Here is a 21420-nt window from a genome sequence, read left to right as displayed (position 1 = left end):
TACTTGCGCGGACCTGGTGCGGTCCGCTGTCATGCATCGAATCGTCAGCGACGCATCGGTCAGCGACCCACTGCGTAGCCCTGCATGCCGCGCGGATTGGCGCCGGCGCGCAGCACCAGCCGCCCGCGCCCGTCGCGTTCGCGCGAGCATGCCGACATGCGGCCTTCGGACCAGGCCTCGCCCACGCGCACCTCATGCCCGCGTTCGCGCAGCGCCGCCAGCGTTGCCGCCGGGAAGCGCGATTCCACGCTGATGCGGTTGAGCACGGTCTGGCGCGGCCAGAACGAGCCCGGGAAATGGTCGATATGCCAGGCCGGCGCGTCGATCGCTTCCTGCAGGTTCATGCCATGGACCGCATGGCGCAGGAAGAATGCCAGCGACCACTGGTCCTGCTGGTCGCCGCCCGGGGTGCCGAACACCATGTAGGGCTCGCCGTCGCGCAGCGCCAGCGACGGCGACAGCGTGGTGCAGGGGCGCTTGCCGGGGGCCAGCGTGTTGGGCAGGCCCGGCTCCAGCCAGGTCATCTGCAGGCGGGTATTGAGCGCGAAGCCCAGCGTCGGGATGGTCGGGCTGGAGGACAGCCAGCCGCCCGACGGCGTGGCGGCGACCATATTGCCGTGGCGGTCGATCACGTCGATATGGCAGGTGTCGCCGACGAACAGCTCGCGTTCGGCCCATTCGGCCACCGGCGGCAGCTCGGCGAAGGTCGGCTCGCCCACGCCGAAGCGCACGTCGGCGCGCCGCAGCGTGCGTTCGGCCGCGCCCAGGTCGGGCAGGCGCGGCGCCATGCCGTTGAGCGTGCCGGGATCGATAGCCAGCGCCGCGCGTTCGCCGATGCGCTGCGCGCGCGCGGCCAGGTAGCCGTCGTCGAGCAGCGCGGCGAGCGGGCTGTGCGCGAAGCGGGGATCGCCGTACCACGCCAGGCGGTCGGCCATGGCCAGCTTGGTGGCCTCGGCAATGCGGTGCACGAATTCGGGGGAATCGGGCGCATGCTGCGCCAGCCCGGCGTGGCGCAGCATGCCGAGCTGCTGCAGGAACACCGGACCCTGGCTCCAGATGCCGCACTTGGCCACGGTGTGGCGGCCGAAGTCGAGCGTGACAGGATCCTCTTCCTCGGGTGTCCAGCCGGCCATGTCGTCATAGCGCAGCAGGCCGGTGTGCTTGTCGCCGGTGGTGTCGCGCACCGGCGTGTTGCGGCAGTACGCGTCGATTTCTTCGGCGACGAAGCCGCGGTACCAGCAATTCAGCGCGGCGTCGATCTGGCCGGTGCGGCTGTCGCTGCGGCGCTGGGCATCTTCGACGATGCGGGTGTAGGTATCGGCCAGCACCGGCAACGTGTGCAGGCTGCCCGGGCGCGGCACCTTGCCGTCCGGCAGCCAGGTGGCCGCCGAGCTGTGCCATTCGTCGCGGAACAGCGCCTGCACCGCCAGGATCGCGCGCGAGATCCGCGGCACCAGCGGGAAGCCGTCGCGCGCGTAGCCGATGGCGGGCGCCAGCACGTCGGCCAGCGACCACGTGCCGTGATCACGCAGCATCGTCAGCCATGCGCCGAAGGCGCCGGGGACGGTGGCCGGGACCAGGCCGATGCCCGGCATCAGCTCCAGGCCCTGCGCGCGCAGCGCGGCGGGATCGGCAAGCGCCGGCGCCGGGCCCTGGCCGCACAGGGTGCGCATGCGGCGCTCGCGCTCGCTCCAGAAAATGATCGGGACTTCGCCCCCGGGGCCGTTCAGGTGCGGCTCGACCACCTGCAGCACAAAGCCGGCCGCCGCGGCGGCGTCGAAGGCATTGCCGCCGCGTTCCAGCACGCCCATGGCGGTCTGCGTGGCCAGCCAGTGGGTGGAGGCGGCAACGCCAAAGGTGCCGACGATTTCGGGGCGGGTAGTGAACATGGATTGCAGCTCCGGTGATGCGAGCCAGTATAGGACTGGTGAATAACCACGATCGCCTGAATAGTTATCGTTGTATTACGATTTGGTTATACGACTGTCCGCCGACTGTTCTCCCTGTTTGCAGGAATTCCCCGTGTCCCTCGCCGCCCCCGACAAGCTGGTCCACAACCTCGTCTCGCGCCTGCGCCTCAGGCACCTGCCGCTGCTGCTGGCGCTGGAACGCCAGCGCTCGGTGTCGCGCGTGGCCGCGGAGCTGAACCTGTCGCAGCCCGCGGTCACCAAGACCCTGCGCGAGATCGAGGACATCTTCATGGTGCCGCTGTTCACCCGCACCCGGCGCGGCCTGGAGCCCACGCCCACGGGCCGCGCGGTGCTGGCGCATGCGCGGCTGACGCTGGCGGATACCGATGCGCTGGGTCGGGAGCTGGCGGCAATCGGTGCCGGCATGTCGGGGCGGCTGCGCATCGGCGTGATTCCGTTTATCAGCCGTACCGTCCTCGATGCCGCCTGCAGCTTTGGCCTGACCCAGTCGCCGCGGGTCTCGGTGCTGGTGCGCGAGGGCACCACCGACGAGCTGGTGGCGGCGCTGCGCGAGCACGAGCTGGATTGCGTGGTGGCGCGCACCTTCTACGCGCCCGGCGCGGACATCGCCCAGCAGCCGCTGTATCGCGAGGAGCCGGCGCTGGTGGTGCCCGCCGGTGCCGCCAGCCGGCTCGGGCGCGGGCCGCTCGACTGGCGCCGGCTGGCCGAACGCGACTGGATCCTGCCGCCGCCGAACACGCCGATCCGGCGCACCATCAACACCATCTTCGCGGTGGCCGGCGTGGCGCAGCCGGTGCCGATCGTCGAGACCTACTCGATCAAGACCATGGCCACGCTGCTGCGCAACCACGCGGCGGCCACCACCATCGTGCCGCGCGCGGTGGCCGGGGAGCTGGTCGAGGGCGGGGGCGCGGCGGTCTTGCCGCATGCGCTGAGCTGGGACTTGCCGCCGGTGGGGGTGATGTGGCGGCGGCAGGCGCTGGAGGATGATGTGGTGGTGTCGCTGGTGGCGACGTTGGGCAGCCTGAAATGGGCGGAAGGGTGAGGACGCTGGCATTGCCGCCAAGGCTCGGCGATCATAAGCAGCTTCACGTCCCGCATTGCCCTCAACCCCAACCCGGAGCAATACCCATGCGACTCATCGGCATGCTCGATTCCCCCTACGTGCGCCGTGTCGCCATCACGCTGCGCCTGCTGGGTTTGCCGTTCACCCACGAATCCATTTCCGTGTTCCGCACCTTCGACCAGTTCCGCGCCATCAACCCGGTGGTCAAGGCGCCGTCGCTGGTGTGCGACAACGGCGTGGTGCTGATGGACTCGACCCTGATCATCGACTACGCCGAAGCGCTGTCCGGCCGCAGCCTGATGCCTGCGTCGCTGGACGAGCGCCAGCGCGCGCTGCGCACCATCGGCCTGGCGCTGGCTGCCAGCGAGAAGGCAGTGCAGCACGTGTACGAGCACAACCTGCGGCCGGCGGAGAAGGTGCACCAGCCGTGGGTCGAGCGCGTCGACGGCCAGCGTGCCAGCGCCTTTGCGCTGCTGGAAGACGAAATCGCCCGCATGCCTGTGCCGGCCGACGAGGCGGCCGTGACCCAAGCCACGCTGACCGCGGGCGTGGTGTGGACCTTCACCCAGGCGCTGCTGCCCGGCCACGTCGACCGGGCGGCGCACCCGGCGCTGGCGGCGCTTGCGGCGCAGCTCGAAAGCTTTCCTGCTTTTAGCGCGCTGCCCCACGCATGACAGCTCCCGGGAGCCCGGCCGCCGATTGCGGTAAGCTTCTGGCGCACCCATCGCTCCCGCCTGGCCGGCTCCGCCGGGTGACGCCGCCAACACAGGCAGCGCCCCGGCGCCAGATGCAAGCCGCACCATGGCCGCAGACCATGAACCACGACCGATCCATTGCCACCCAGATCGTTGCGCTGATCCAGGCCGAAGGCCTGACCGTCGGCGCGCACCTGCCGGCGCAAATGCTGGCCGACAAGCTGCGCGTATCGCGCTCGCCCGTCAACGAGGCGCTCGCGCTGCTGCACGAGAAGGGCGTGCTTACGCGCGAGAAAAACCGCGGCTTCTTCCTGGCGCAGCCGGTGGCGGCGCCGGCCGCGGAGTTTGCCTCGCAGCTGGGCCTGGCCGAGCCCGACCTGGCCAGCGCGGCCTATTTCCAGATCGCGGAAGACTTGCTGCAAGGGTCCCTGGAAATGGAGGTCTCCGAGCAGCACCTGCGGCAGCGCTACGGCCTGACCGCCACCCAGCTCAGCACCGTGCTCAAGCGGATTGCGCAGGAGGGCTGGGGCGAGCGCAAGCCCGGCTATGGCTGGGAGTTCTCGTCGATGCTGACCACGCCCGATTCGCTGCTGCAGTCCTACCGGCTGCGGCTGGCGCTGGAGCCGGCCGCGCTGCTCGAACCCACCTACCGGCTCGAGCCACAGGCGATCGAGCGGCTGCGCGCCGCCGAGCGGCACCTGCTGGAAGGCGGCATCGAGACCGACAGCGCCGACCAGCTGCACGACCGCGGCGTGCGCTTCCATGAAACGCTGGTCGAGGCGTCGGGCAACGCGTTTTTCATCGACACCATCCGGCGCGTCAACCGCGTGCGCCGGCTGCTGTCCTACCGCTCGATGCGGGATCGCGAGCGCTACCCGGAACACGCCAGGCAGCACCTGCACGTGCTGGACCTGCTTGCGCGCGAGCGCAACGAGGAAGCCTCGGAGGCGATGCGCGAGCACCTGCAGCACACGCTCAACGCGCTGGCGCAGATCAGCCGGCTGCTGGAGCCGTAGCCGATTCTGTCGGCGGCTGGCTCAGCAGGTCCAGCGCCACGTCCACGATCATGTCTTCCTGACCGCCCACCATGCGCCGGCGCCCCAGCTCGACCAGCACGTCGACGGTCTTCAGGCCATAGCGCGCCGCGGCCGCTTCGCTGTGGCGCAGGAAGCTCGAATACACCCCCGCATAGCCCAGCGCCAGTGTCTCGCGGTCGACCCGCACCGGCCGGTCCTGCAGCGGGCGCACCAGGTCGTCAGCGGCGTCCATCAGCTGGTACAGGTCGGTGCCGTGATGCCAGCCCATGCGCTCGGCGGCGGCGATAAACACCTCCAGCGGCGCATTGCCCGCGCCCGCGCCCATGCCGGCCAGGCTGGCGTCGATGCGGTCGCAGCCTTCCTCCACCGCGACGATGCTGTTGGCCACGCCCAGGCTCAGATTGTGGTGCGCGTGCATGCCGGTCAGCGTTTCGGGCTTGAGCACATCCTTGAATGCGCGGAAGCGGTCGCGCACGCCATCCATGGTAAGCGCGCCGCCGGAATCGACCACGTAGCAGCAGGTCGCACCGTAGCTCTCCATCAGCCTGGCCTGCTGCGCCAGCTGCTGCGGCGTGGTCATGTGGCTCATCATCAGGAAGCCGACCGCTTCCATGCCCAGCTCGCGCGCCGCCTCGATATGCTGGCGCGAGATGTCGGCCTCGGTGCAGTGCGTGGCCACGCGCACGATGCGCGCGCCGGCCTGGCAGGCGTCCTTGAGGTCGTGGACGGTGCCGATGCCGGGAAGCAGCAGCGTGGCGATCCTGGCGTGGCTGACCACGTCGGCGACGGCCTCGATCCACTCCAGGTCGGTATGCGCGCCGAAGCCGTAGTTGAAGCTGGAGCCTTGCAGCCCGTCGCCGTGCGCGACTTCGATCGAATCGACGCCGGCCTTATCGAGTGCCGCGGCGATCTGGCGGACCTGCGCCACGCTGTACTGGTGGCGGATGGCGTGGCTGCCGTCGCGCAGCGTCACGTCGGAGATATAGAGTTTCTTGTCGGTGCTCATGGCGTGGTTCCTGTTCAGGCCGCGGCGGACTCGGCGAGCATGGCTTCGGCCATGCTCTCGGCGGTGTTCAGCGCGGCGCTGGTCATGATGTCCAGGTTGCCGGCATAGGCGGGCAGGTAGTGCGCGGCGCCCTCGACTTCAAGGAACACCGTGGTTTTCAGGCCGGCAAGGCGTCCCAGCCCCGGGATATTGAGCGGCGCGTCCGCGGTGATTGCCTCGAACTGCACCGCCTGCTTGAGGCGGTAGCCCGGCACATAGCGCTGCACGTCGGCGGCCATGCGCGCCACCGATTCGGCAATGGCGTCCTGGTCGGCCGGCTCGCTCAGGCAGTACACGGTGTCGCGCATGAGCAGCGGCGGCTCGGCCGGGTTCAGCACGATGATGGCCTTGCCGCGGCGCGCGCCGCCCACCTGCTCGATGGCGCGCGAGGTGGTTTCGGTGAATTCGTCGATATTGGCGCGCGTGCCGGGGCCGGCGCTCTTGCTGGAGATGCTGGCGACGATCTCCGCGTAGTGCACCGGCGCCACGCGCGATACCGCCGCCACCATCGGGATGGTGGCCTGGCCGCCGCAGGTGACCATGTTGACGTTGGGCGCGTCCAGGTGCGCGGCGCCGTTGACCACCGGGATGCAGTACGGGCCGATCGCCGCCGGGGTCAGGTCGACCATGCGCAGCGCCGGGCGCAGCGCGCGCAGGAAGGCGTCGTTCTTCACGTGCGCGCCGGCGCTGGTGGCATCGAAGACGATGTCGATGTCGCCGAATACCGGCAGCCGGCTCAGCCCTTCCACGCCTTCATGCGTGGTGGCCACGCCCATGCGGGCCGCGCGGGCCAGGCCGTCGGAGGCGGGGTCGATGCCGACCATCGCGCCCATCTCGACCTGCCGGCCATGCCGCAGGATCTTGATCATCAGGTCGGTGCCGATATTGCCCGAGCCGATGATGGCGGCTTTGAGCTTGCGCGTCATAGGGATTCTCCTTGGATGGGTTACTCGACACTGGCGCCGCTGGCCTTGACCAGCGGGGTCCAGCGCGTGCTTTCGCTGGCGAGGAAGGTGCCGAACTGCTGCGGGTTCATGGGCATGGGATCGAGGCCCTGGTCGGCGAAGCGCCTGGCCACTTCCGGGGCCTTGAGCGCCTTCAACGCGGACTCATTGAGCCGTGCGACCACGGCATCTGGCGTGCCGCTGCGCACCACCATGCCGAACCACACGCCGGCATCCAGGCCGGGCACGCCCAGCTCGGCGAGCGTGCGCACATCGGGCAGGCTGGCCGAGCGCTTGCTCGACGCGATTGCCAGCGCCTTGACCTTGCCGCCCTTGATCAGTGGCGAGGTGGTGATGACCGGGTCGAACATCATGTCGACCTGGCCCGCCATCACGTCCTGCAGTGCGGGCGCGGAGCCCTTGTAGGCAACGTGGGTGAACTTGCCGCCAGCCTTGTCGCCGAACAGGCCGCCGAGCAGGTGTCCGATCGAGCCGATACCCTGCGAGGCGTAGTTCACTCCGTCCGAGCGCGACTTGGCCAGCGCGACCAAGTCTTTTACCGAATTGGCCGGGCTGTTCTGCGGCACCACCAGCACCAGCGGCGATGCCGCCAGCGCCGTCACCGGCTTGAAGTCCTTGAGCGGGTCGTACGAGAAATTGCGGTACAGGCCCGGGTTGATCGCAAACATCTCGGTGGCCGCGACGAACACCGTATGCCCGTCCGGCTCGGCGCGCTTGACCGCCAGCGCGGCGATCTGCCCGCCGCCGCCGGGGCGGTTCTCCACGATCACCGGCTTGCCGAGGTCGCCCTGCATCTGCTGCGCGACCTGGCGCGCGATCATGTCGGTGATGCCGCCTGCCGGGAACGGGACCACGATGGTGACGGGGCGGGTTGGGAAGGCGGGCGCTTGCGTTGTCGCTGCGCCGGCGCTGCCGATCAGGGCGGCGCCGATGGCAAAGGGGGCGAGCAGCCTAACCAGCAGGCGATGGTTGCGATGGGGGCGTTGCATGCTTGTCTCCGTTTCTCTGTCGTTATGGGTTGAATGCTTCCGGGGGCGTGTCAGCTGTCGGCGAACTTCGCGCGCACCGTGCCGACGCCGGCGATATGCGCCTCATAGGTCTTGCCGGCCTGCGCCGGCACCATCGGCCCCAGCGCTCCGGTCAGCACCAGGTCGCCGGCGCGCAGCGGATCGCGCAGGCTGGCCAGCTTGCGCGCCAGCCACACTGCAGCGTTGAGCGGATGGCCCAGGCAAGCGGCGCCGTTGCCTTGCGAGACGCGTTCGTCGCCGCACCGCATCTCCATCTCGACGGCCTTCAGGTCCAGCCCGGACAGTGGCACCGGCACCGCGCCCAGCACGACCAGCCCGCTGGAAGCGTTATCGGCCACGGTGTCGACATACGAGATGTCCCAGTTGGCGATGCGGCTCCCGACCACCTCGATCGCCGGCAGCACGTAGTCCACCGCGCCCAGCACGTCTAGCACCGTGGCATCGGCCACGTCGAGGTCGCGGCGCAGCACCAGCGCCACCTCGGCCTCGACCTTGGGCTGCAGCGTGCGCGCCATCGGGATCGGCTCGTCGTCGCCGTAGACCATGTCTGCAAACAGGGTGCCGAAGTCGGGCTGGTCCACGCCCAGCTGGCGCTGCACCGCGGGCGAGGTCAGGCCGATCTTGCGGCCGACCACGCGGCGACCTGCCGCTTGCCAGACGGCGACGTTGGCGCGTTGCACGGCATAGGCGGTGGCCGCGTCATCGGCGGCGATTTCGCCGCGCAGCGGCGGCACCGGCGCGCGCCTGCGTTCGGCTTCGCGCAGGCGAGCGGCGAGGGCGAGGATGGTTTCCTGGTCGGGCATGGCTGTTGTCCTTGTGATGGGTCAGGGGGCTGCGTTCAGCGGGCAGGCGCGGCGTGCATCAGCGCGAAGCCGGCGATCCATTCCGGGATCGGGCGGTAGTAGTCCAGTTCGGCGCGGTAGGCGCCGCTCGCCGCGAGCGCGGCAAAGGCGGCGATCCAGGTGCGCACCTCATGGGCCGATTTGCCGGCGTCGCGCGTAATGCCGTCGTTGGTCATGCTGTCGACCCGGGCCAGTTCGCCACTGGCGAGCAGCGCCAGGAACGCGCGGTCCCAGTCAGGGTTGAGCGCATGCAGTTGGCTGTCGCCGCCGGCAAAGGCGCGCGCGGCGGCCACGGTGCGCTCCTGCCGCGCCTGGCGTGAAGCCGGCGGCGGGTTGCGTCCCGCGATCAGCCGTTCCGCCACCTCCGCGCTGGCGCCGGCGATCTCCGGCACTGGCGGCTCGTGCGAGATGCCGCCGGAGCCGACCACCAGCACGCGCTTGCCCAGGCCCGCCAGGTAGCGGCCGATGGCATCGCCCAGCAGCCGCGCGCGGCGGCAGCTTGCCATCGGCGGCGCGACCGAGTTGATGAAGACCGGGATCACCGGGTAGCGGCCGAGCGCGCCGGTCAGCACTTCCAGCGCCTGCGCGCAGCCGTGGTCGACCTGCATGCGGTACGACACCGCCACGTCGAGGTCCTGCGCCATCACCGCTTCGGCCAGGCCGAGCGCCACGTCCTGCGGCACGTCGAGCGGACCGGCGAGGCTGTTGAAGTCGCCGATGGCGCTGGCGGCCACGCCGACACAGAACGGCGGCATCACGTCATAGAAGAAGCCGTTGTAGTGGTCGGGCGCAAACACCACCACCAGTTCGGGATCAAAGGCTTCCACGCGGGCGCGCGCCGCGGCCTGCAGGCGCTCGACTTCGGCCACGATTTCCGGCGCGGGGTCGTAGTAGCCGTGCAGCGGCGTATGCGACAGGCATTCAAGATGGACCGGCATGTCAGGCTCCTGCGGCAAGCTGCCGGACGGCGGCGGCCTGGGTGTCGTACGAAGGCGCGGCGGTGCGGGCGGCGGCACGCGTATCGGTTTCCCCGGTTTCCTCGGCTTCCTCGGCTTCCTCGGCAGCCGGGGTGCGCAAGGCCAGCTTGCGCGCCAGCGCCACCACCGATTCCGAGACCTGTTGCGGCGAGCACATGCCCGCGACGAAGCGGTCGGGCCGGAGCAGCACCACCGAGCCGGGCTGGTTGCCGAACCAGTCCTTGAGCCGGCCGTGCGCGTCGCCCACGGCGATCACGCCGTCGGGCACGTCGTCGCGGTATTCGAGCTGCGGGTCCGGCTTGGCCAGCACGAACACGCCGCCAAGCTGGCGCCACACCGCGCGTGCCTGCGCGGTCAGGCCGAAGGTGGGATCGGTGCCCCAGCCAAGGATGGCGAAGCGGTTGCCGATCACGTCGTCGAGGCGCTCGACGGTATTGGCTTCGGTGCGCACCAGCGGCTGGATGAACATGCGGCCCACCGGCGAGTTGCCGGCCGGGTCGCGGCCATGCACCAGACGTCCGGCCAGCGACTCGCGCTTCTCGCTCATCAGCCCCAGCAGACGGCCCAGCGCGGAGTTGCCAGAGCGCTCCAGCCAGCGCGCCAGCAGGCCGGGATGCGAAGGAAGGCGCTGGCCTTCGGGCAAGAGCACGACGCCTTGCTCGTAGCGCGGCATCGGCTTGAAGCGCATCTCGACAAAGTACTGCTTGACCGCGGGGAACCGGTTCAGCACCCTGGTCAGCCCATCGCGCAGCGCCGACCCCGCGCGGCTGGCAGGCGCGAAGATATCGCCGGCCACTTCCGACAGGTGGATCATCGAACGCGCATGGGCGCGGCGCTCGGCGGTGTAGGTGTCGAGCAGCGCATCGCCGGCCTGGCCCTTGACCACCATCGCCAGCTTCCAGCCCAGGTTGCTGGCGTCGCGGATGCCACTGTTGTAGCCCTGGCCCTGCCACACCGGCATGATGTGCGCGGCATCGCCCGCCAGCAGCACGCGGCCGGCGCGGAAGTCGCGCGCCAGGCGTGCGTTGTGCGTATAGACGCGCTGGCGGATGTAGTCGACCTTGTCCGGGTCGGCGACGACCTTGCGGATCAGTGCGGCCATGTTCTCGGGGCGCGACAGTTCTTCCTCGGTCTCGCCGGGCATGACCATGAACTCGAAGCGGCGGATGCCGTGCGGCAGCGCGGCCGACACATAGGGCCGCTCGGGGTCGCAATGCATGTAGATGTGCGGCGTACCGATCGGGTCATTGCGCACGTCCACCACGATCCACTGGTTGGGCTTGGTGCGGCCTTCGAACGGCATGTCGAGCGCGCGTCGCACCAGGCTGTTGCCGCCGTCCGCACCGACCATGTAGGCGGCACGGATGCGCACCGGCCGGCCGGCGTCGTCGGCGGCATCGACCTGCACGCCGTGGTCGTCATGCGTGAACGACGACACGCCGTGGCCCAGCAGCGTGCGCACATGCGGGAAGCGCTGCAGGCCCTCGAACAGGATGCGGTCGGCCAGCGGCTGGATAAAGGCATTGCGGCGCGGCCAGCCGAACTCGTCGGTGCGCGGCTCGATCGACGCAAAGCAGCGCCCGCCCGCGGTGACGAAGCGCATCCAGTGATTGGGCGTGGTGTGCGGCAGCAGCGTCTGCGCCAGCCCGACCGACTGGAACACGCGCAGCGCTTCGTCGTCCAGGCCGATGGCACGCGGATAGTCGATGATCTGCGCGAGCTTTTCCACCAGCACCACGCTGACGCCCTGCAGGCCGAGGATATTGGCGATCATCAGGCCGACCGGCCCGGCACCGACGATGGCGACGTCGCAATCGAAAGTGTCGGGACGAGCGTCGCCGCCCGCCATGGCGATGGCGTGGGTCATGTCTGTCTCCGTTTTATGTTGTGGGTGTCCGGGCGCGGCCCGGACCGTCAGGGATGCGCGTAGCGCGGTCGTCAGGGATGCGCGTAGCGCATCAGACCGTGGTCGCCTCGGGCACCGGCTTGCCGAGCAGGAAGTCCAGGTGGATGCGGTTGAAGGTGTCGGCGTCCTCGAACTGCGGCCAGTGGCCGCAGCCATCCATCACCGTGAACAGCGCGCCGGGAATCATGGTGGCGATGCGGCGGCCTTCGGAGACATCGGCGGTGGGATCGTCGGAGGTCCACAGCACCAGCGTCGGCGCCTGGATGCGGCCGTAGTCGCCGGCACGCAGGATGTTGCGCTGGCGCGTCTCCATGTCCTGCAGGATCATGCTGCCGCGCTGCGCCTCGACCATGCCGGGCTGCGCATAGATTGCCTGGCGCGTGGCGACGAGGTCGTCGAAGACCCTGGACTTGTCGGCCATCAGCCATTCCACGCGGGCCTTGATGAAGTCCCAGCTCGGGTCTTCGACCGCGCGCATCGACAGCGTCTTCAGGCGTTCCATCACCACCGGGTCGGCTTGCGAGCCGCCTGCGGTGTTCAGCACCAGGCGCTCGATGCGCTCGGGATGGTCGATCGCCAGTTGCGAGGCGACCCAGCCGCCCAGCGATTCGCCGCTGAACGAGGCGCGTTCGATGTCGAGCGCATCGAGCACGCGGATCACGTGGTCCACGTAGGCCGACACCTCGCGCGGGCCATCGGGCTTGTCGGTCCAGCCGTGGCCGATCATGTCGATGGCCCAGACGTCGAAGTGCTCGGCGTGCGCCTTCAGGTTGCGCACATAGGCCTCGGCGTGGCCGCCGACGCCGTGCAGCAGGATCAGCGCGGGCTTGCTGCGATCGCCGGCGTGCAGGTAGCGTGTCTGGATGCCGCCGGCATCGAGCCAGCCCTGGGTGAAGCTGACGCCGCGCAGGTCGGCCCAGATGCTCTGGAACGGCTTGGCGGCGGGGGAGGAAGTGTTGGGGGCGGTGGCCGGGGCGGCTTGCGTCGACATCGGTTGTCTCCAGGTTCTGTGCAGGGTGCCTGCATTCGGGGGGCTTGCTTTGAACGGAAGTCTAGAGACCGCGTTGCTCGCGGCAAAAAAAATGTGCAAACTGTGCAAGGAATGCACGGCATTGATTTAAAAGGACTTTTTATGGCGCTGGAGCGGGATGCCATTTACGCCAATGTCAGGGGACTGACGCGCGGCCTGGATGTGCTGCGCGCGCTGAACCGCATGGAAAGCGGGCGCGCAACGGCCCAGCAACTGGCGCAAGAGACGGGGCTGCACCGCACCACCGTGCGGCGCCTGCTGGAGACACTGGTGGGGCAGGGTTTCGTTCGGCGCAGCGAGTCTGACGACACCTTCCGCCTGACGCTGCAGGTGCGCACGCTCAGCGAGGGCTTCACCGACGACGAGTGGATCTCCACCACCGCCGCGCCGCTGATGGGCGAACTGCTGCAGCAAGTGGTGTGGCCCTCCGACCTGACCACGCCCGACGGCGACGCGATGATCATCCGCGAGACCACGCACCGCTTCAGCCCGCTGTCGTTCCACCGCGCCATGGTCGGGCGGCGGCTGCCGATGCTGCTGACGGCGTCAGGGCGCGCGTACTTTGCCAACTGCACCGAGGCCGAGCAGGAGAGCGTCGTCGCGATGCTGCGCGCTGGTGCCGGCGGCGAGCGGCAGGCCGCGCTTGCGAGCGATGCGCAGTTCGTGCAGAACCTGGTGAAGCGTGTGCGGGAGGACGGCTTCAGCACCAATCATGGGGACTGGAGCGAACAGCGCAACATCAGTGCCATTGCGGTGCCGCTGCGTGCGGGCGAGCGCGTGCTCGGCAGCCTGAACGTGGTTTATCTGTCGCGTGCGCTCAAGCCGGCCGAGGCGGAGGCGAAGTTCGTGGCGCCGCTGGCCAGCATTGCGGGCAAGATCGCGGCGGGCCTTGCAGGGGACTGAGCGGACTGGCGCCTCCTTGTAAGGATCGGACTTCCGGGAAGGATCCGGTTTGGTTTTTTGTGTTGTGTGTTGTGTGTTGTGTGCTGCGTGCTGCGGCTGGGCATCTGGCGGATATTTGATATGTCCTGTTCCGCCCTTTAGGGCGGAACCGGGCGTATCAAATATCCACCAGATGCCAAGCCGGAGGCACAACACACCCACCCCGCCAAGCCCCCAAGGTTTACCATTATTTGACACGATATCAAATAAATCCTACATTATTGAGACGGTATCATTTACCACCCAACAAGGAGCCCCCGTGACCGACCAAGACAAGCCACAAGTAACCGCAGGCATGCGCGGCGCCTCGTGGGACACCCGCCTGATGTCCCGTCCGTACCAGATGGTCCCCTATGCGCTCACCACGGCAGATGGCCAGCGCACGCTAGGCTTCCTGTTCACGGTCACCGGAAAAGAAAAAACCGTCGTCTCCCTGATGCACCCCCGCGAAATGGCCATCACCCACTACCTGGTGCCATTCGTGCTGGACGCCGGCTGCGCCTGCTGGGTCCAGGGCCCGCGCTCGATCGGCAACGATCTGCGCCTGGAGCATGAACTCGCCTTGCTCGACGTAGCCGCCGGCATGACCCACTTGCGCGAGCTCGGCTACGAGCGCATCGTGCTGCTAGGCAACTCCGGCGGCGCGGGACTGTATGCCTTCTACAACCAGCAATCGCAAGCGGCCCCCGACCAGCGCATCGCCCGCACGCCAGGCGGCCGCCCGACCAACCTGGCCGAAGCCCCGATGCCAGTGGTCGACGGCATGATCCTCGTCTCGCCGCACCCCGGCCAGGGCAAATTGCTGATGAGCGGCCTCGACCCCTCCGTCGTCGACGAGAACGACCCCATGCAAACCGACCCGTCGCTCGACCCGTTCTCCGCCGCCAACGGTTTTGACGCCGCCGCCGGCCGCGGCACCTATGCGCCGGACTTCATCGCTCGCTACCGGGACGCGCAGGAAAAACGCGTGGCCCGCATCGACAACCGCGCCCGCGCACTCCTCAAGGCCAAGCAGGAAGCGCGGCAGCGCATCAAGGCCGGCAGCGGCACCGAAGCCGACCGCCGCGTGGCCGCGCATGCCCCTATCTTCGAGGTCTGGCGCACCGATGCCGACCTGCGCTCGTGGGACATCTCGCTTGATCCCTCGGATCGCAAGACCGGCTCGCTGTGGGGCAAGGACCCGTTCGTGTCGAACTGGGGCAGCGTCGGCTTCGGCCGCGTGGTCACGCCGGAGTCGTGGCTGTCGACGTGGTCCGGGCTGTCGTCGAATGCCGCGCTCGACAAGACCCTCGACGCGCTGCACCAGCCCACGCTGCTGCTGGAATACACCGGCGACCAGTGCACCTTCCCGGCCGACATCGAAGCGATCTACCGCCAGATCCCCGGCACGCGCAAGCAGCTCCTGCGCGTGCGGGGCAACCACCACGGCATGGCGCTGAGCCGGGACGAGGAACCGGGGCAGCGCATCGCCGGCCGCCACATCGTTGCCTGGCTGCGCGAGAACATGAACTAACCGGCAAGCATCCACCAGGGCCAGCGCGCACGTCGCCCCCCGACATCAAGCGCGCGGCTCCGACCATCGACTACAAAGGGTAGAGACACATGCTGCAGAACCACACCGTCCGTCCGCCGCAATTGCTGGAGGGAGTCAGGTATCCGGATGAAGACCGCCTGCGCCGCTATGTCGCCGAAGGCGTGCTGACCGGCGAATCCCTGGCGGGCGCCTTCCGTGAATCGTTCGAACGCCATGCAGACCGCCTGGCGCTGGTGGGCCCCGAAGGCGAGCTGACCTATCGCCAGCTTGACGAGCAGACCGACCGCCTGGCCGCCGCGCTGCTGGCGCTCGGCCTGAAGCCGCTGGACCGCGCCGTGTTCCAGTGCGGCAACTGCAATGAACTGCTGCTGGCGTTCTTCGCCTGCCTGAAGGCCGGCATCATCCCACTGTGCTCGCTGCAGGCCTTCCGCAAGCTGGAGATCGGCTACCTGGGCAACCTGTGCGAAGCGCGGCTGCACCTGGTGCAGGGCGACGATTCCAAGTTTGACGATGTGGCTTTTGCCGAAGAAATGCAGGCCGAGGTGCCGAGCCTTGCCCATATCCTGCAGGCGCGCGGCGAGCGTCGTGGCAAGGCAGTGTTGATTGCCGACCTGATCCAGGAGATGCCGCTGGCGCGGGCGCGCGAACTGCTCGCCGGCGTGCGGCACGATCCCTTCCAGGTGGCGGTGTTCCAGCTTTCCGGCGGTACCACCGGCGTGCCCAAGATCATCCCGCGCTTCCAGAACGAATACCTGTACAACATGCGCGCGGTGGCCGCGTGCAACGGCTACACGCAGGAAGACGTGCTGTTCTTCCCCACGCCGTACATGCACAACCTGAACATGGGTTGCTTCTTCGGCCCGTTCCTGCTCGCCGGTGCGACCGTCACCGTGACGCCTGACATCGGCGAGGAGAACCTGCAGCGGCTGGTGCGCGACTACCGCCCGACCTGGTTCGGCGTCGCCGGCCCGATCCTGACGCGGATCGCGCCGGAGCTGGCCAAGGCCGGTGCGGCCGAGCGCGCGCGCCGCAACTTCGTCGCGCCCAAGAATGCCGCGGGGCTGACACGGCTGACCGGCTCGCCGACGCACCATATCTTCGGCATGACCGAGGGCGTGATCATGTTCGCGCGCCGCGACGATCCGCAGGAGATCCGCGATACCTCGGTCGGCAGTCCGGTGTCCGAGCATGACGAAGTGAAGATCGTCCATCCCGGCACCGAGGATCCGGTGCCCGACGGCGAGGCCGGCGAGGCGCTGTTCCGCGGCCCGTACACGATCCTCGGCTACTACAAGTCAGAGAAGGAAGATGTGACGCGCTTTACCGCCGACGGCTTCTACCGCTCCGGCGACCTGATGTCGGCGCGCGTGGTCGACGGGCGCCGCTATTACTTCTTCTGCGGCCGCATCAAGGACGTGGTCGACCGCGGTGGCGAGAAGATCAATGCGGAAGAGCTGGAGAACGTGATCAACCTGCATCCGGCGGTGCTCGCCTGCGCCGTGGTGGGCATGCCCGACCGCATCTACGGCGAGCGCGTGTGCGCGTTCATCGTGCCCAAGCCGCCGGCTACCAGCCTGTCGCTGCCGCAGCTGACCCAGTACCTGCACGAAGCGGGCCTCGCCAAATTCAAGTGGCCGGAGCGGCTGGAAGTTGTGCGGGAATTCCCGCTGACCGCCTCCGGCAAGCTCAGCAAGGCGCTGCTGCGAGAGCAGATTATCCAGACGCTCGAGGCCGAGGCGGCCCGTGGCAACACCAACGAAGGGAAGTGAGATGACCCAAGCGACGACCCAATCGACGACCCAAGCGACAAACATTGCCGCAGCGCCTGCCGTGCAGCTGCATGGCGTGCACCACACCGCGCGCCCGACCTGGAAGCTGGCCGAGACCGTGCATTTCTACCGCGACCTGCTCGGCCTGCCGTTGGTGCATGCGATCTCCGCCAAGGGCTGGGGGCCGGACAACCATGCCGACTTCCTGCACTTCTTCTTCGACAGCGGCAACGGCAGCACCATCGCCTTCTTCTACTACATCGGCACCGAGCGCCCGGACTGGCTCACCGTGCGCGAGCACTACCAGGACCGCGCCACCCACACCGCCTGGCGCGTGCGCGACGAGGCCGAGCTGCTGCTGTGGCGCCAGCGCGTCGAAGCGGTCGGCATCCCGCTGCGCTACCAGATCCGCCATGAGGTGATCGAGTCGATCTACTTCAACGATCCCAACGGCTACCCGATCGAGATCACCTGGCAGGTGCGACCGTTCAGCGAGTCCGATGCCGAAGACGCACGGCTGACCATCGAGGCCGCCATCGAGCTGGAGAACGCCGGCAAGGACGGCGCGCCGTTCGGCTCGATCGAGCCGGTGTGGCAGCGCAAGGCCGCGCTGATCGACAAGAGCGCGCCGGCCGGCAAGGCTTCGGTGTTCGTGCTCGATGTGCCCGAGTTCTCTGCGTTGCTCGACGTGGCCGGCAAGACCGAAGGCTACAACACGACGTCGCTCGGCAACGGCTACGTGCGCATCGACGGCAACCCCGGCATCCGCTTCGGCCGCAAGGCGCTCGGCTTCAAGCCGGCGGTCTGGTACGGCGCGCTGACCGGCGGGCTGGCGGGGCGCATCGAACAGTTCGACATGGATGCATTGGTCATCGCCCCGGGGGACGCCAAATGAAGATCGCCATCATCGGGGGCGGCCCGTCGGGGCTGTTCCTGGCTATCCTGCTGAAGGAACGGCTCGCCGGAGTCGACATCGACATCTACGAGCAGAATCCGGAAGACGCCACTTTCGGCTTTGGCGTGGTGCTGGCCGATACCGGGCTGTCCAACCTGCGCGCGGCGTCGCCGGCCGTGGTCGATGAGCTGGCGCGCGCGATGCGCTTCAGCGACCGCCATTCCATCGTCAGCCACGAGCACCCGATCACGATGAAGCGCCCTGGCGCGGGCGGCGGCGCAATTCCGCGCCTCCGGCTGCTGCAGATCCTGCAGGCGCGCGCGCGGGAGCTGGGGGTGCGGATCACGTACAACCAGCGCATCAGCGATTTCTCGGCGATCGATGCCGACCTGGTAGTCGGTGCGGACGGCGTCAATTCGCAGCTGCGCGCGGCCAACGAGGCCGGCTTCGGCACGCGCCGCCACAGCCTGACCAACCACTTCGCGTGGTATGGCGTGGAGAAGCCGTTCCCGAACCCCGCGCTGGTGTTCCGCAAGTACGAAGGCGGGTATTTCGTCGCGCACTACTATCCCTACTCGGACTCGATGAGCACCTTCGTGGCCGAGTGCGACCACCAGACCTGGCTCGACTTCGGCATGGAGTCGATGACGCAGGAAGAGCGCCAGGCGCTGTTCGAGAAGATCTTCGCCGCAGAGCTGGGTGGCTACCGGCTGGTGTCGAACAACTCGGTGTGGCGCCAGTTCCCGGTGATCGTCAATGACACCTGGCATGTCGGCAACCAGGTGCTGATCGGCGATGCGCTCACCAGTGCGCATTTCTCGATCGGCTCGGGTACGCGCATTGCCATGGAAGACGCGATCGCGCTGGCCGAGGCCATCGTCGCCTCGCCGGATGATGTGCAGGCTGCGCTGCAGCGTTACGATGCCAGGCGCCGCCCGGAGAAGGCCAAGCTGATCAGTGCGTCCGAGGCCTCGTACAACTGGTACGAACGCATCCGCGAATGGATGGATCTGCCCACGGCGCATGAGTTCGTGTTCCGCTTTATGACCCGTACCGGCCGCGTCGACCTGAACCGGCTGCGCGAGCAATACCCGAACCTGCTTGCCGAGCTGACGGCGGCGGGCGTGTCGGTGCCGGCCGGGCAGCACCCATGATCCGCGCCACCGAGTATGTACTCAGCGAGCAGCCATTCGTGGTGCGCCGCACCGTGCGCTGGGGCGACTGCGATCCGGCCGGGGTGGTCTACACCGGACGCTTCACGGACTACCTGCTCGGTGCGGTGGGGTTGTTCTCCGACCATATCGCCGGTGGCACGGGCCGCCTCGGCACCGCGCATGGCGTCGGCACGCCGTGCAAGGCCATGCGTTTCGAATTCATCGGCACCTTGTGGCCGGACGATGTGATCGACATCGAGTGCCGGGTCGAAGCGATCCGCACGCGTTCCTACGACATCCGCTGCACGGCCAGGCGCCCGGACGGGAGCGCGGTGTTCGACGCGACCTTCTCGCCGATCTGCGTGCGGCTGGACGAGCGCGTCGGCACGCCCATCCCCGACTCCCTGCGCGCCGCGCTGTCGGCTTTCCAGCGGCCTGCGGCAGCGCGCTGATGCGCGGCACTGCCGCCGACTTTCTCGAATTTCATCATGCAATACAGAATCGGACAGATCGTTCCCAGCTCCAACATCACCATGGAGCGCGAAGTCCCCGCCATTTTCGCCGGCCGCATGCAGGTGCTGCCCGAACGCTTCTCCTTTCATTCGAGCCGGGTGCGCATGCACCGCGTGGTGGCCGAGGAACTGGCGCAGATGAACCGCGACATGGGCCGCTGCGCGCAGGAACTGGCCGACGCGCGCGTCGACATCATGAGCACCGCATGCCTGGTCGCGACCATGTGCATGGGGCAGGGCTACCACCGGCAGGTCATCGAAGACCTCACCGCGGCGATCGGCGACGCGCCGCATTTGCCCGAAGTAATGACCTCGGCCGGCGCGCTGGTGGAGGAACTGAAGGACTTCGGCGCGCGCCGCATTGCGCTGCTGGCGCCATACAGCGATGCGCTCACGCGCACCGTGGTCGACTACATCGAAAGCGAAGGCATCGCGGTGCAGGATGCGATCAACTTCTCGATCCTCGACAACCTGGAAGTCGGTGCGCGCGACCCGATGCAGTTGCTGCAGGATGTGCAGCGGCTGGATACCGCCGGCGTCGACGTGGTGGTGCTGTCCGCCTGCGTGCAGATGCCATCGCTGGCGGCGCTGGAGCCGGCGCAGCAGGCGCTAGGCATCCCGGTGACGTCGACGGCGGCCTGCACCGCGCGCCAGATGCTGCGCCGGCTCGGCCTGCGCGCCGAGGCGCCGGGCGCAGGCGCCTTGCTCGGCAGCCGCACCGGACTGGCATGACGCAAGACGGCCGCCCGCAGAGGCCGCCGCCATCCGCCCACCATCGGCACGGAGACAACCACCATGCAGCAAGCCCCCCAACCGGCGCCCGCCGCCGGCCGCTGGACCTATGTCGCCGTCATCCTGGGCGCGGCGCTCGGGATGCTCGCGGGCTACGCCCCGCTGTTCAATGCTACCGCCGGCGTCTTCGTACAGCCGCTGGCGCAGGAGTTCGGCTGGGGGCGCTCGGAAGCCTCGCTGTCGTATGCGGCGTCGATGTTCGGGCTGGCGGTGGTCAGCCCGCTGGTCGGCACGATGATGGACCGTTTCGGCATCCGGCGCGTGATCGCGGCGTCGGCGCTGGTGTTCGGGATTGCCACGGCATGCATGGCCTTGCAGGATGGCAGCAAGGCAATGTGGGTGAGCTTGTCGGTGGTGGTCGGCGTGTTTGGCGCGGCGACCTCGGTGCTGGGCTACCTTGCGGTACTGCCGCAGTGGTTCGACCGTCGCCTGGGGCTGGCGCTCGGCATTGCCATGTGCGGGCTCGGGGCGGGCACAGTGCTGATGCCGGCCACCGCGCAGTACCTGGTGACCGGCTATGGCTGGCGCACGACGTATGTGGCGCTGGGGCTCGGGTCGATCGTGCTGTCGCTGCTGGCCTGCATGCTGCTGCGCGAACGCCGCGTGCCCGGCGTGGCACGGGCCGCGTCCGGGGCGGCGGCGCCCGGGGTGCCGCTGCGTGAGGCACTGCGCAGCTATCGCCTCTGGGCCATCTGGGCGGTGTTTATCCTGGCGTCGTCGGCGACGCTGTCGCTCGGGCCGCACCTGCCCGCGATGTTTGCCGACAAGGGCTTCAGCCCGGCGGACGCCGCGCGTAGCGCGTCGATGGTCGGCGTGGGGCTGCTGGTGGGCCGTATCCTGACCGGAGTGCTGATCGATCGCATCCACGCGCCGTTCGTCGCCTGCGTGTTCTTTGTCGGTGGCGCTGCGGGCATCTACCTGCTTGGCGTCACGCGGGATTACCAGTTGCTGCTGGTCGCCGCCACCCTGATCGGCCTGACCATCGGTGCCGAGGGCGACCTGATCTCTTACCTGGTGCGCTCGTATTTCGGGCTGCGGGCGTTCGGGGCGCTGTTCGGCATCGCGTTCTCCGGGTATGGCTTCGGCGCGGTGATCGGGCCGATCGGGCTGGGCGGATGGTTTGACCGGCATGGCAACTACGACACCGCGCTGCTGGTGCTGCCGTGCATGCTGCTGGCGGCCGGGGCGCTGACGCTGTCGCTGGGGCGTTATCTGCGCCCGAGCTCGCATGGTTCCGGTTTGCCCGAGCCTGCCGGCGCCTGAGTTCGCCATGGCTGGCGCAGCGCGGTAAAATTACCAG

Annotated in this window: 19 protein-coding genes; 11 read left to right on the top strand and 8 right to left on the bottom strand. The window is 68.6% G+C overall.

The window, feature by feature from the left end:
* Nucleotides 1-59: 59 nt before the first annotated feature.
* On the bottom strand, nucleotides 60-1889 hold the full coding sequence (locus LPA45_RS24680) for a gamma-glutamyltransferase family protein (RefSeq protein ID WP_116318792.1): 1830 nt from the start codon (nucleotides 1887-1889) through the stop codon (nucleotides 60-62).
* Nucleotides 1890-2022: 133 nt separating this feature from the next.
* Between LPA45_RS24680 and LPA45_RS24675 the strand changes: the two genes are divergently transcribed.
* The 3 genes from LPA45_RS24675 (at nucleotide 2023) to LPA45_RS24665 (ending at nucleotide 4708) form a co-directional block, all read left to right on the top strand.
* Nucleotides 2023-2976, top strand: coding sequence for a LysR substrate-binding domain-containing protein (locus LPA45_RS24675; protein WP_116318791.1), 954 nt, complete (start codon nucleotides 2023-2025; stop codon nucleotides 2974-2976).
* An 86-nt stretch (nucleotides 2977-3062) separates the two neighbouring features.
* The gene (locus tag LPA45_RS24670; RefSeq protein ID WP_116318790.1) at nucleotides 3063-3671 is read left to right on the top strand and encodes a glutathione S-transferase; all 609 of its coding nucleotides are present in this window, start codon (nucleotides 3063-3065) and stop codon (nucleotides 3669-3671) included.
* A gap of 140 nt (nucleotides 3672-3811) precedes the next feature.
* Nucleotides 3812-4708, top strand: a complete 897-nt coding sequence (locus LPA45_RS24665) for a GntR family transcriptional regulator (RefSeq protein ID WP_116318950.1) — start codon at nucleotides 3812-3814, stop codon at nucleotides 4706-4708.
* On the opposite strand, the gene dmpG is transcribed toward LPA45_RS24665, so the two are convergent.
* From dmpG to LPA45_RS24630, 7 genes are all read right to left on the bottom strand, one after another.
* Nucleotides 4686-5735, bottom strand: coding sequence for a 4-hydroxy-2-oxovalerate aldolase (gene dmpG, locus LPA45_RS24660; protein WP_317921424.1), 1050 nt, complete (start codon nucleotides 5733-5735; stop codon nucleotides 4686-4688). The genes LPA45_RS24665 and dmpG overlap by 23 nt on opposite strands.
* A 14-nt stretch (nucleotides 5736-5749) precedes the next feature.
* A complete protein-coding gene (locus LPA45_RS24655; RefSeq protein WP_317921426.1) occupies nucleotides 5750-6700 on the bottom strand; it encodes an acetaldehyde dehydrogenase (acetylating) in 951 nt (316 codons plus the stop codon).
* 20 nt (nucleotides 6701-6720) lie between these two features.
* The gene (locus tag LPA45_RS24650; RefSeq protein ID WP_116318787.1) at nucleotides 6721-7728 is read right to left on the bottom strand and encodes a tripartite tricarboxylate transporter substrate binding protein; all 1008 of its coding nucleotides are present in this window, start codon (nucleotides 7726-7728) and stop codon (nucleotides 6721-6723) included.
* 50 nt (nucleotides 7729-7778) lie between these two features.
* Complete coding sequence (mhpD, locus tag LPA45_RS24645; RefSeq protein WP_116318786.1) at nucleotides 7779-8570, bottom strand: 2-keto-4-pentenoate hydratase; 792 nt, start codon at nucleotides 8568-8570, stop codon at nucleotides 7779-7781.
* Between the two features lie 35 nt (nucleotides 8571-8605).
* Nucleotides 8606-9547: a 3-carboxyethylcatechol 2,3-dioxygenase gene (locus LPA45_RS24640; protein ID WP_116318785.1), complete on the bottom strand. Its 942-nt coding sequence runs from the start codon at nucleotides 9545-9547 to the stop codon at nucleotides 8606-8608.
* Nucleotide 9548: 1 nt separating this feature from the next.
* Nucleotides 9549-11453 (bottom strand): bifunctional 3-(3-hydroxy-phenyl)propionate/3-hydroxycinnamic acid hydroxylase, encoded by a 1905-nt coding sequence (locus LPA45_RS24635; protein WP_116318784.1) that lies wholly within the window; start codon nucleotides 11451-11453, stop codon nucleotides 9549-9551.
* A 91-nt stretch (nucleotides 11454-11544) separates the two neighbouring features.
* Entirely contained in the window at nucleotides 11545-12483 is a 939-nt protein-coding gene (locus LPA45_RS24630) for an alpha/beta fold hydrolase (protein ID WP_317921429.1), read from the bottom strand.
* A 141-nt stretch (nucleotides 12484-12624) separates the two neighbouring features.
* On the opposite strand from LPA45_RS24630, the gene LPA45_RS24625 reads away from it, so the two are divergent.
* The 8 genes from LPA45_RS24625 to LPA45_RS24590 all read left to right on the top strand — a co-directional run bounded on the left by LPA45_RS24625 (nucleotide 12625) and on the right by LPA45_RS24590 (nucleotide 21383).
* Complete coding sequence (locus LPA45_RS24625; RefSeq protein ID WP_116318782.1) at nucleotides 12625-13425, top strand: DNA-binding transcriptional regulator; 801 nt, start codon at nucleotides 12625-12627, stop codon at nucleotides 13423-13425.
* A 298-nt stretch (nucleotides 13426-13723) separates the two neighbouring features.
* A complete protein-coding gene (locus LPA45_RS24620) occupies nucleotides 13724-14977 on the top strand; it encodes an alpha/beta hydrolase (protein ID WP_199414558.1) in 1254 nt (417 codons plus the stop codon).
* Nucleotides 14978-15066: 89 nt separating this feature from the next.
* On the top strand, nucleotides 15067-16767 hold the full coding sequence (locus LPA45_RS24615) for an AMP-binding protein (protein WP_116318781.1): 1701 nt from the start codon (nucleotides 15067-15069) through the stop codon (nucleotides 16765-16767).
* A gap of 1 nt (nucleotide 16768) precedes the next feature.
* Nucleotides 16769-17662 carry a VOC family protein gene (locus LPA45_RS24610; protein WP_317921432.1) on the top strand — a complete coding sequence of 298 codons (894 nt, stop codon included), beginning with the start codon at nucleotides 16769-16771 and terminating at the stop codon, nucleotides 17660-17662.
* A complete protein-coding gene (locus LPA45_RS24605) occupies nucleotides 17659-18816 on the top strand; it encodes an FAD-dependent monooxygenase (RefSeq protein WP_317921433.1) in 1158 nt (385 codons plus the stop codon). The genes LPA45_RS24610 and LPA45_RS24605 overlap by 4 nt, the downstream gene beginning before the upstream one ends.
* Nucleotides 18813-19268, top strand: coding sequence for a thioesterase family protein (locus LPA45_RS24600; protein ID WP_116318778.1), 456 nt, complete (start codon nucleotides 18813-18815; stop codon nucleotides 19266-19268). The genes LPA45_RS24605 and LPA45_RS24600 overlap by 4 nt, the downstream gene beginning before the upstream one ends.
* Nucleotides 19269-19304: 36 nt before the next feature.
* Nucleotides 19305-20060: an aspartate/glutamate racemase family protein gene (locus tag LPA45_RS24595; RefSeq protein ID WP_116318777.1), complete on the top strand. Its 756-nt coding sequence runs from the start codon at nucleotides 19305-19307 to the stop codon at nucleotides 20058-20060.
* A 63-nt stretch (nucleotides 20061-20123) separates the two neighbouring features.
* The gene (locus LPA45_RS24590) at nucleotides 20124-21383 is read left to right on the top strand and encodes an MFS transporter (RefSeq protein WP_317921435.1); all 1260 of its coding nucleotides are present in this window, start codon (nucleotides 20124-20126) and stop codon (nucleotides 21381-21383) included.
* The last annotated feature ends 37 nt before the right edge of the window (nucleotides 21384-21420 follow it).

Origin of the sequence: Cupriavidus sp. Agwp_2 (genome assembly GCF_040784895.1) — a bacterium.
In the GTDB taxonomy this organism is placed as follows: domain Bacteria; phylum Pseudomonadota; class Gammaproteobacteria; order Burkholderiales; family Burkholderiaceae; genus Cupriavidus.
The sequence above is the reverse complement of the archived record's forward strand: the minus strand, read 5'-3'. Positions and strand labels throughout refer to the sequence as shown.

What these genes read in the sequence shown, in the direction of transcription:
- LPA45_RS24680 (WP_116318792.1), bottom strand. Translation starts at nt 1,889, where the DNA reads ATGTTCACTACCCGCCCCGAAATCGTCGGCACCTTTGGCGTTGCCGCC.
- LPA45_RS24670 (WP_116318790.1), top strand. Translation starts at nt 3,063, where the DNA reads ATGCGACTCATCGGCATGCTCGATTCCCCCTACGTGCGCCGTGTCGCC.
- LPA45_RS24665 (WP_116318950.1), top strand. Translation starts at nt 3,812, where the DNA reads ATGAACCACGACCGATCCATTGCCACCCAGATCGTTGCGCTGATCCAG.
- dmpG (WP_317921424.1), bottom strand. Translation starts at nt 5,735, where the DNA reads ATGAGCACCGACAAGAAACTCTATATCTCCGACGTGACGCTGCGCGAC.
- LPA45_RS24655 (WP_317921426.1), bottom strand. Translation starts at nt 6,700, where the DNA reads ATGACGCGCAAGCTCAAAGCCGCCATCATCGGCTCGGGCAATATCGGC.
- LPA45_RS24650 (WP_116318787.1), bottom strand. Translation starts at nt 7,728, where the DNA reads ATGCAACGCCCCCATCGCAACCATCGCCTGCTGGTTAGGCTGCTCGCC.
- mhpD (WP_116318786.1), bottom strand. Translation starts at nt 8,570, where the DNA reads ATGCCCGACCAGGAAACCATCCTCGCCCTCGCCGCTCGCCTGCGCGAA.
- LPA45_RS24640 (WP_116318785.1), bottom strand. Translation starts at nt 9,547, where the DNA reads ATGCCGGTCCATCTTGAATGCCTGTCGCATACGCCGCTGCACGGCTAC.
- LPA45_RS24635 (WP_116318784.1), bottom strand. Translation starts at nt 11,453, where the DNA reads ATGACCCACGCCATCGCCATGGCGGGCGGCGACGCTCGTCCCGACACT.
- LPA45_RS24630 (WP_317921429.1), bottom strand. Translation starts at nt 12,483, where the DNA reads ATGTCGACGCAAGCCGCCCCGGCCACCGCCCCCAACACTTCCTCCCCC.
- LPA45_RS24625 (WP_116318782.1), top strand. Translation starts at nt 12,625, where the DNA reads ATGGCGCTGGAGCGGGATGCCATTTACGCCAATGTCAGGGGACTGACG.
- LPA45_RS24615 (WP_116318781.1), top strand. Translation starts at nt 15,067, where the DNA reads ATGCTGCAGAACCACACCGTCCGTCCGCCGCAATTGCTGGAGGGAGTC.
- LPA45_RS24610 (WP_317921432.1), top strand. Translation starts at nt 16,769, where the DNA reads ATGACCCAAGCGACGACCCAATCGACGACCCAAGCGACAAACATTGCC.
- LPA45_RS24605 (WP_317921433.1), top strand. Translation starts at nt 17,659, where the DNA reads ATGAAGATCGCCATCATCGGGGGCGGCCCGTCGGGGCTGTTCCTGGCT.
- LPA45_RS24600 (WP_116318778.1), top strand. Translation starts at nt 18,813, where the DNA reads ATGATCCGCGCCACCGAGTATGTACTCAGCGAGCAGCCATTCGTGGTG.
- LPA45_RS24595 (WP_116318777.1), top strand. Translation starts at nt 19,305, where the DNA reads ATGCAATACAGAATCGGACAGATCGTTCCCAGCTCCAACATCACCATG.
- LPA45_RS24590 (WP_317921435.1), top strand. Translation starts at nt 20,124, where the DNA reads ATGCAGCAAGCCCCCCAACCGGCGCCCGCCGCCGGCCGCTGGACCTAT.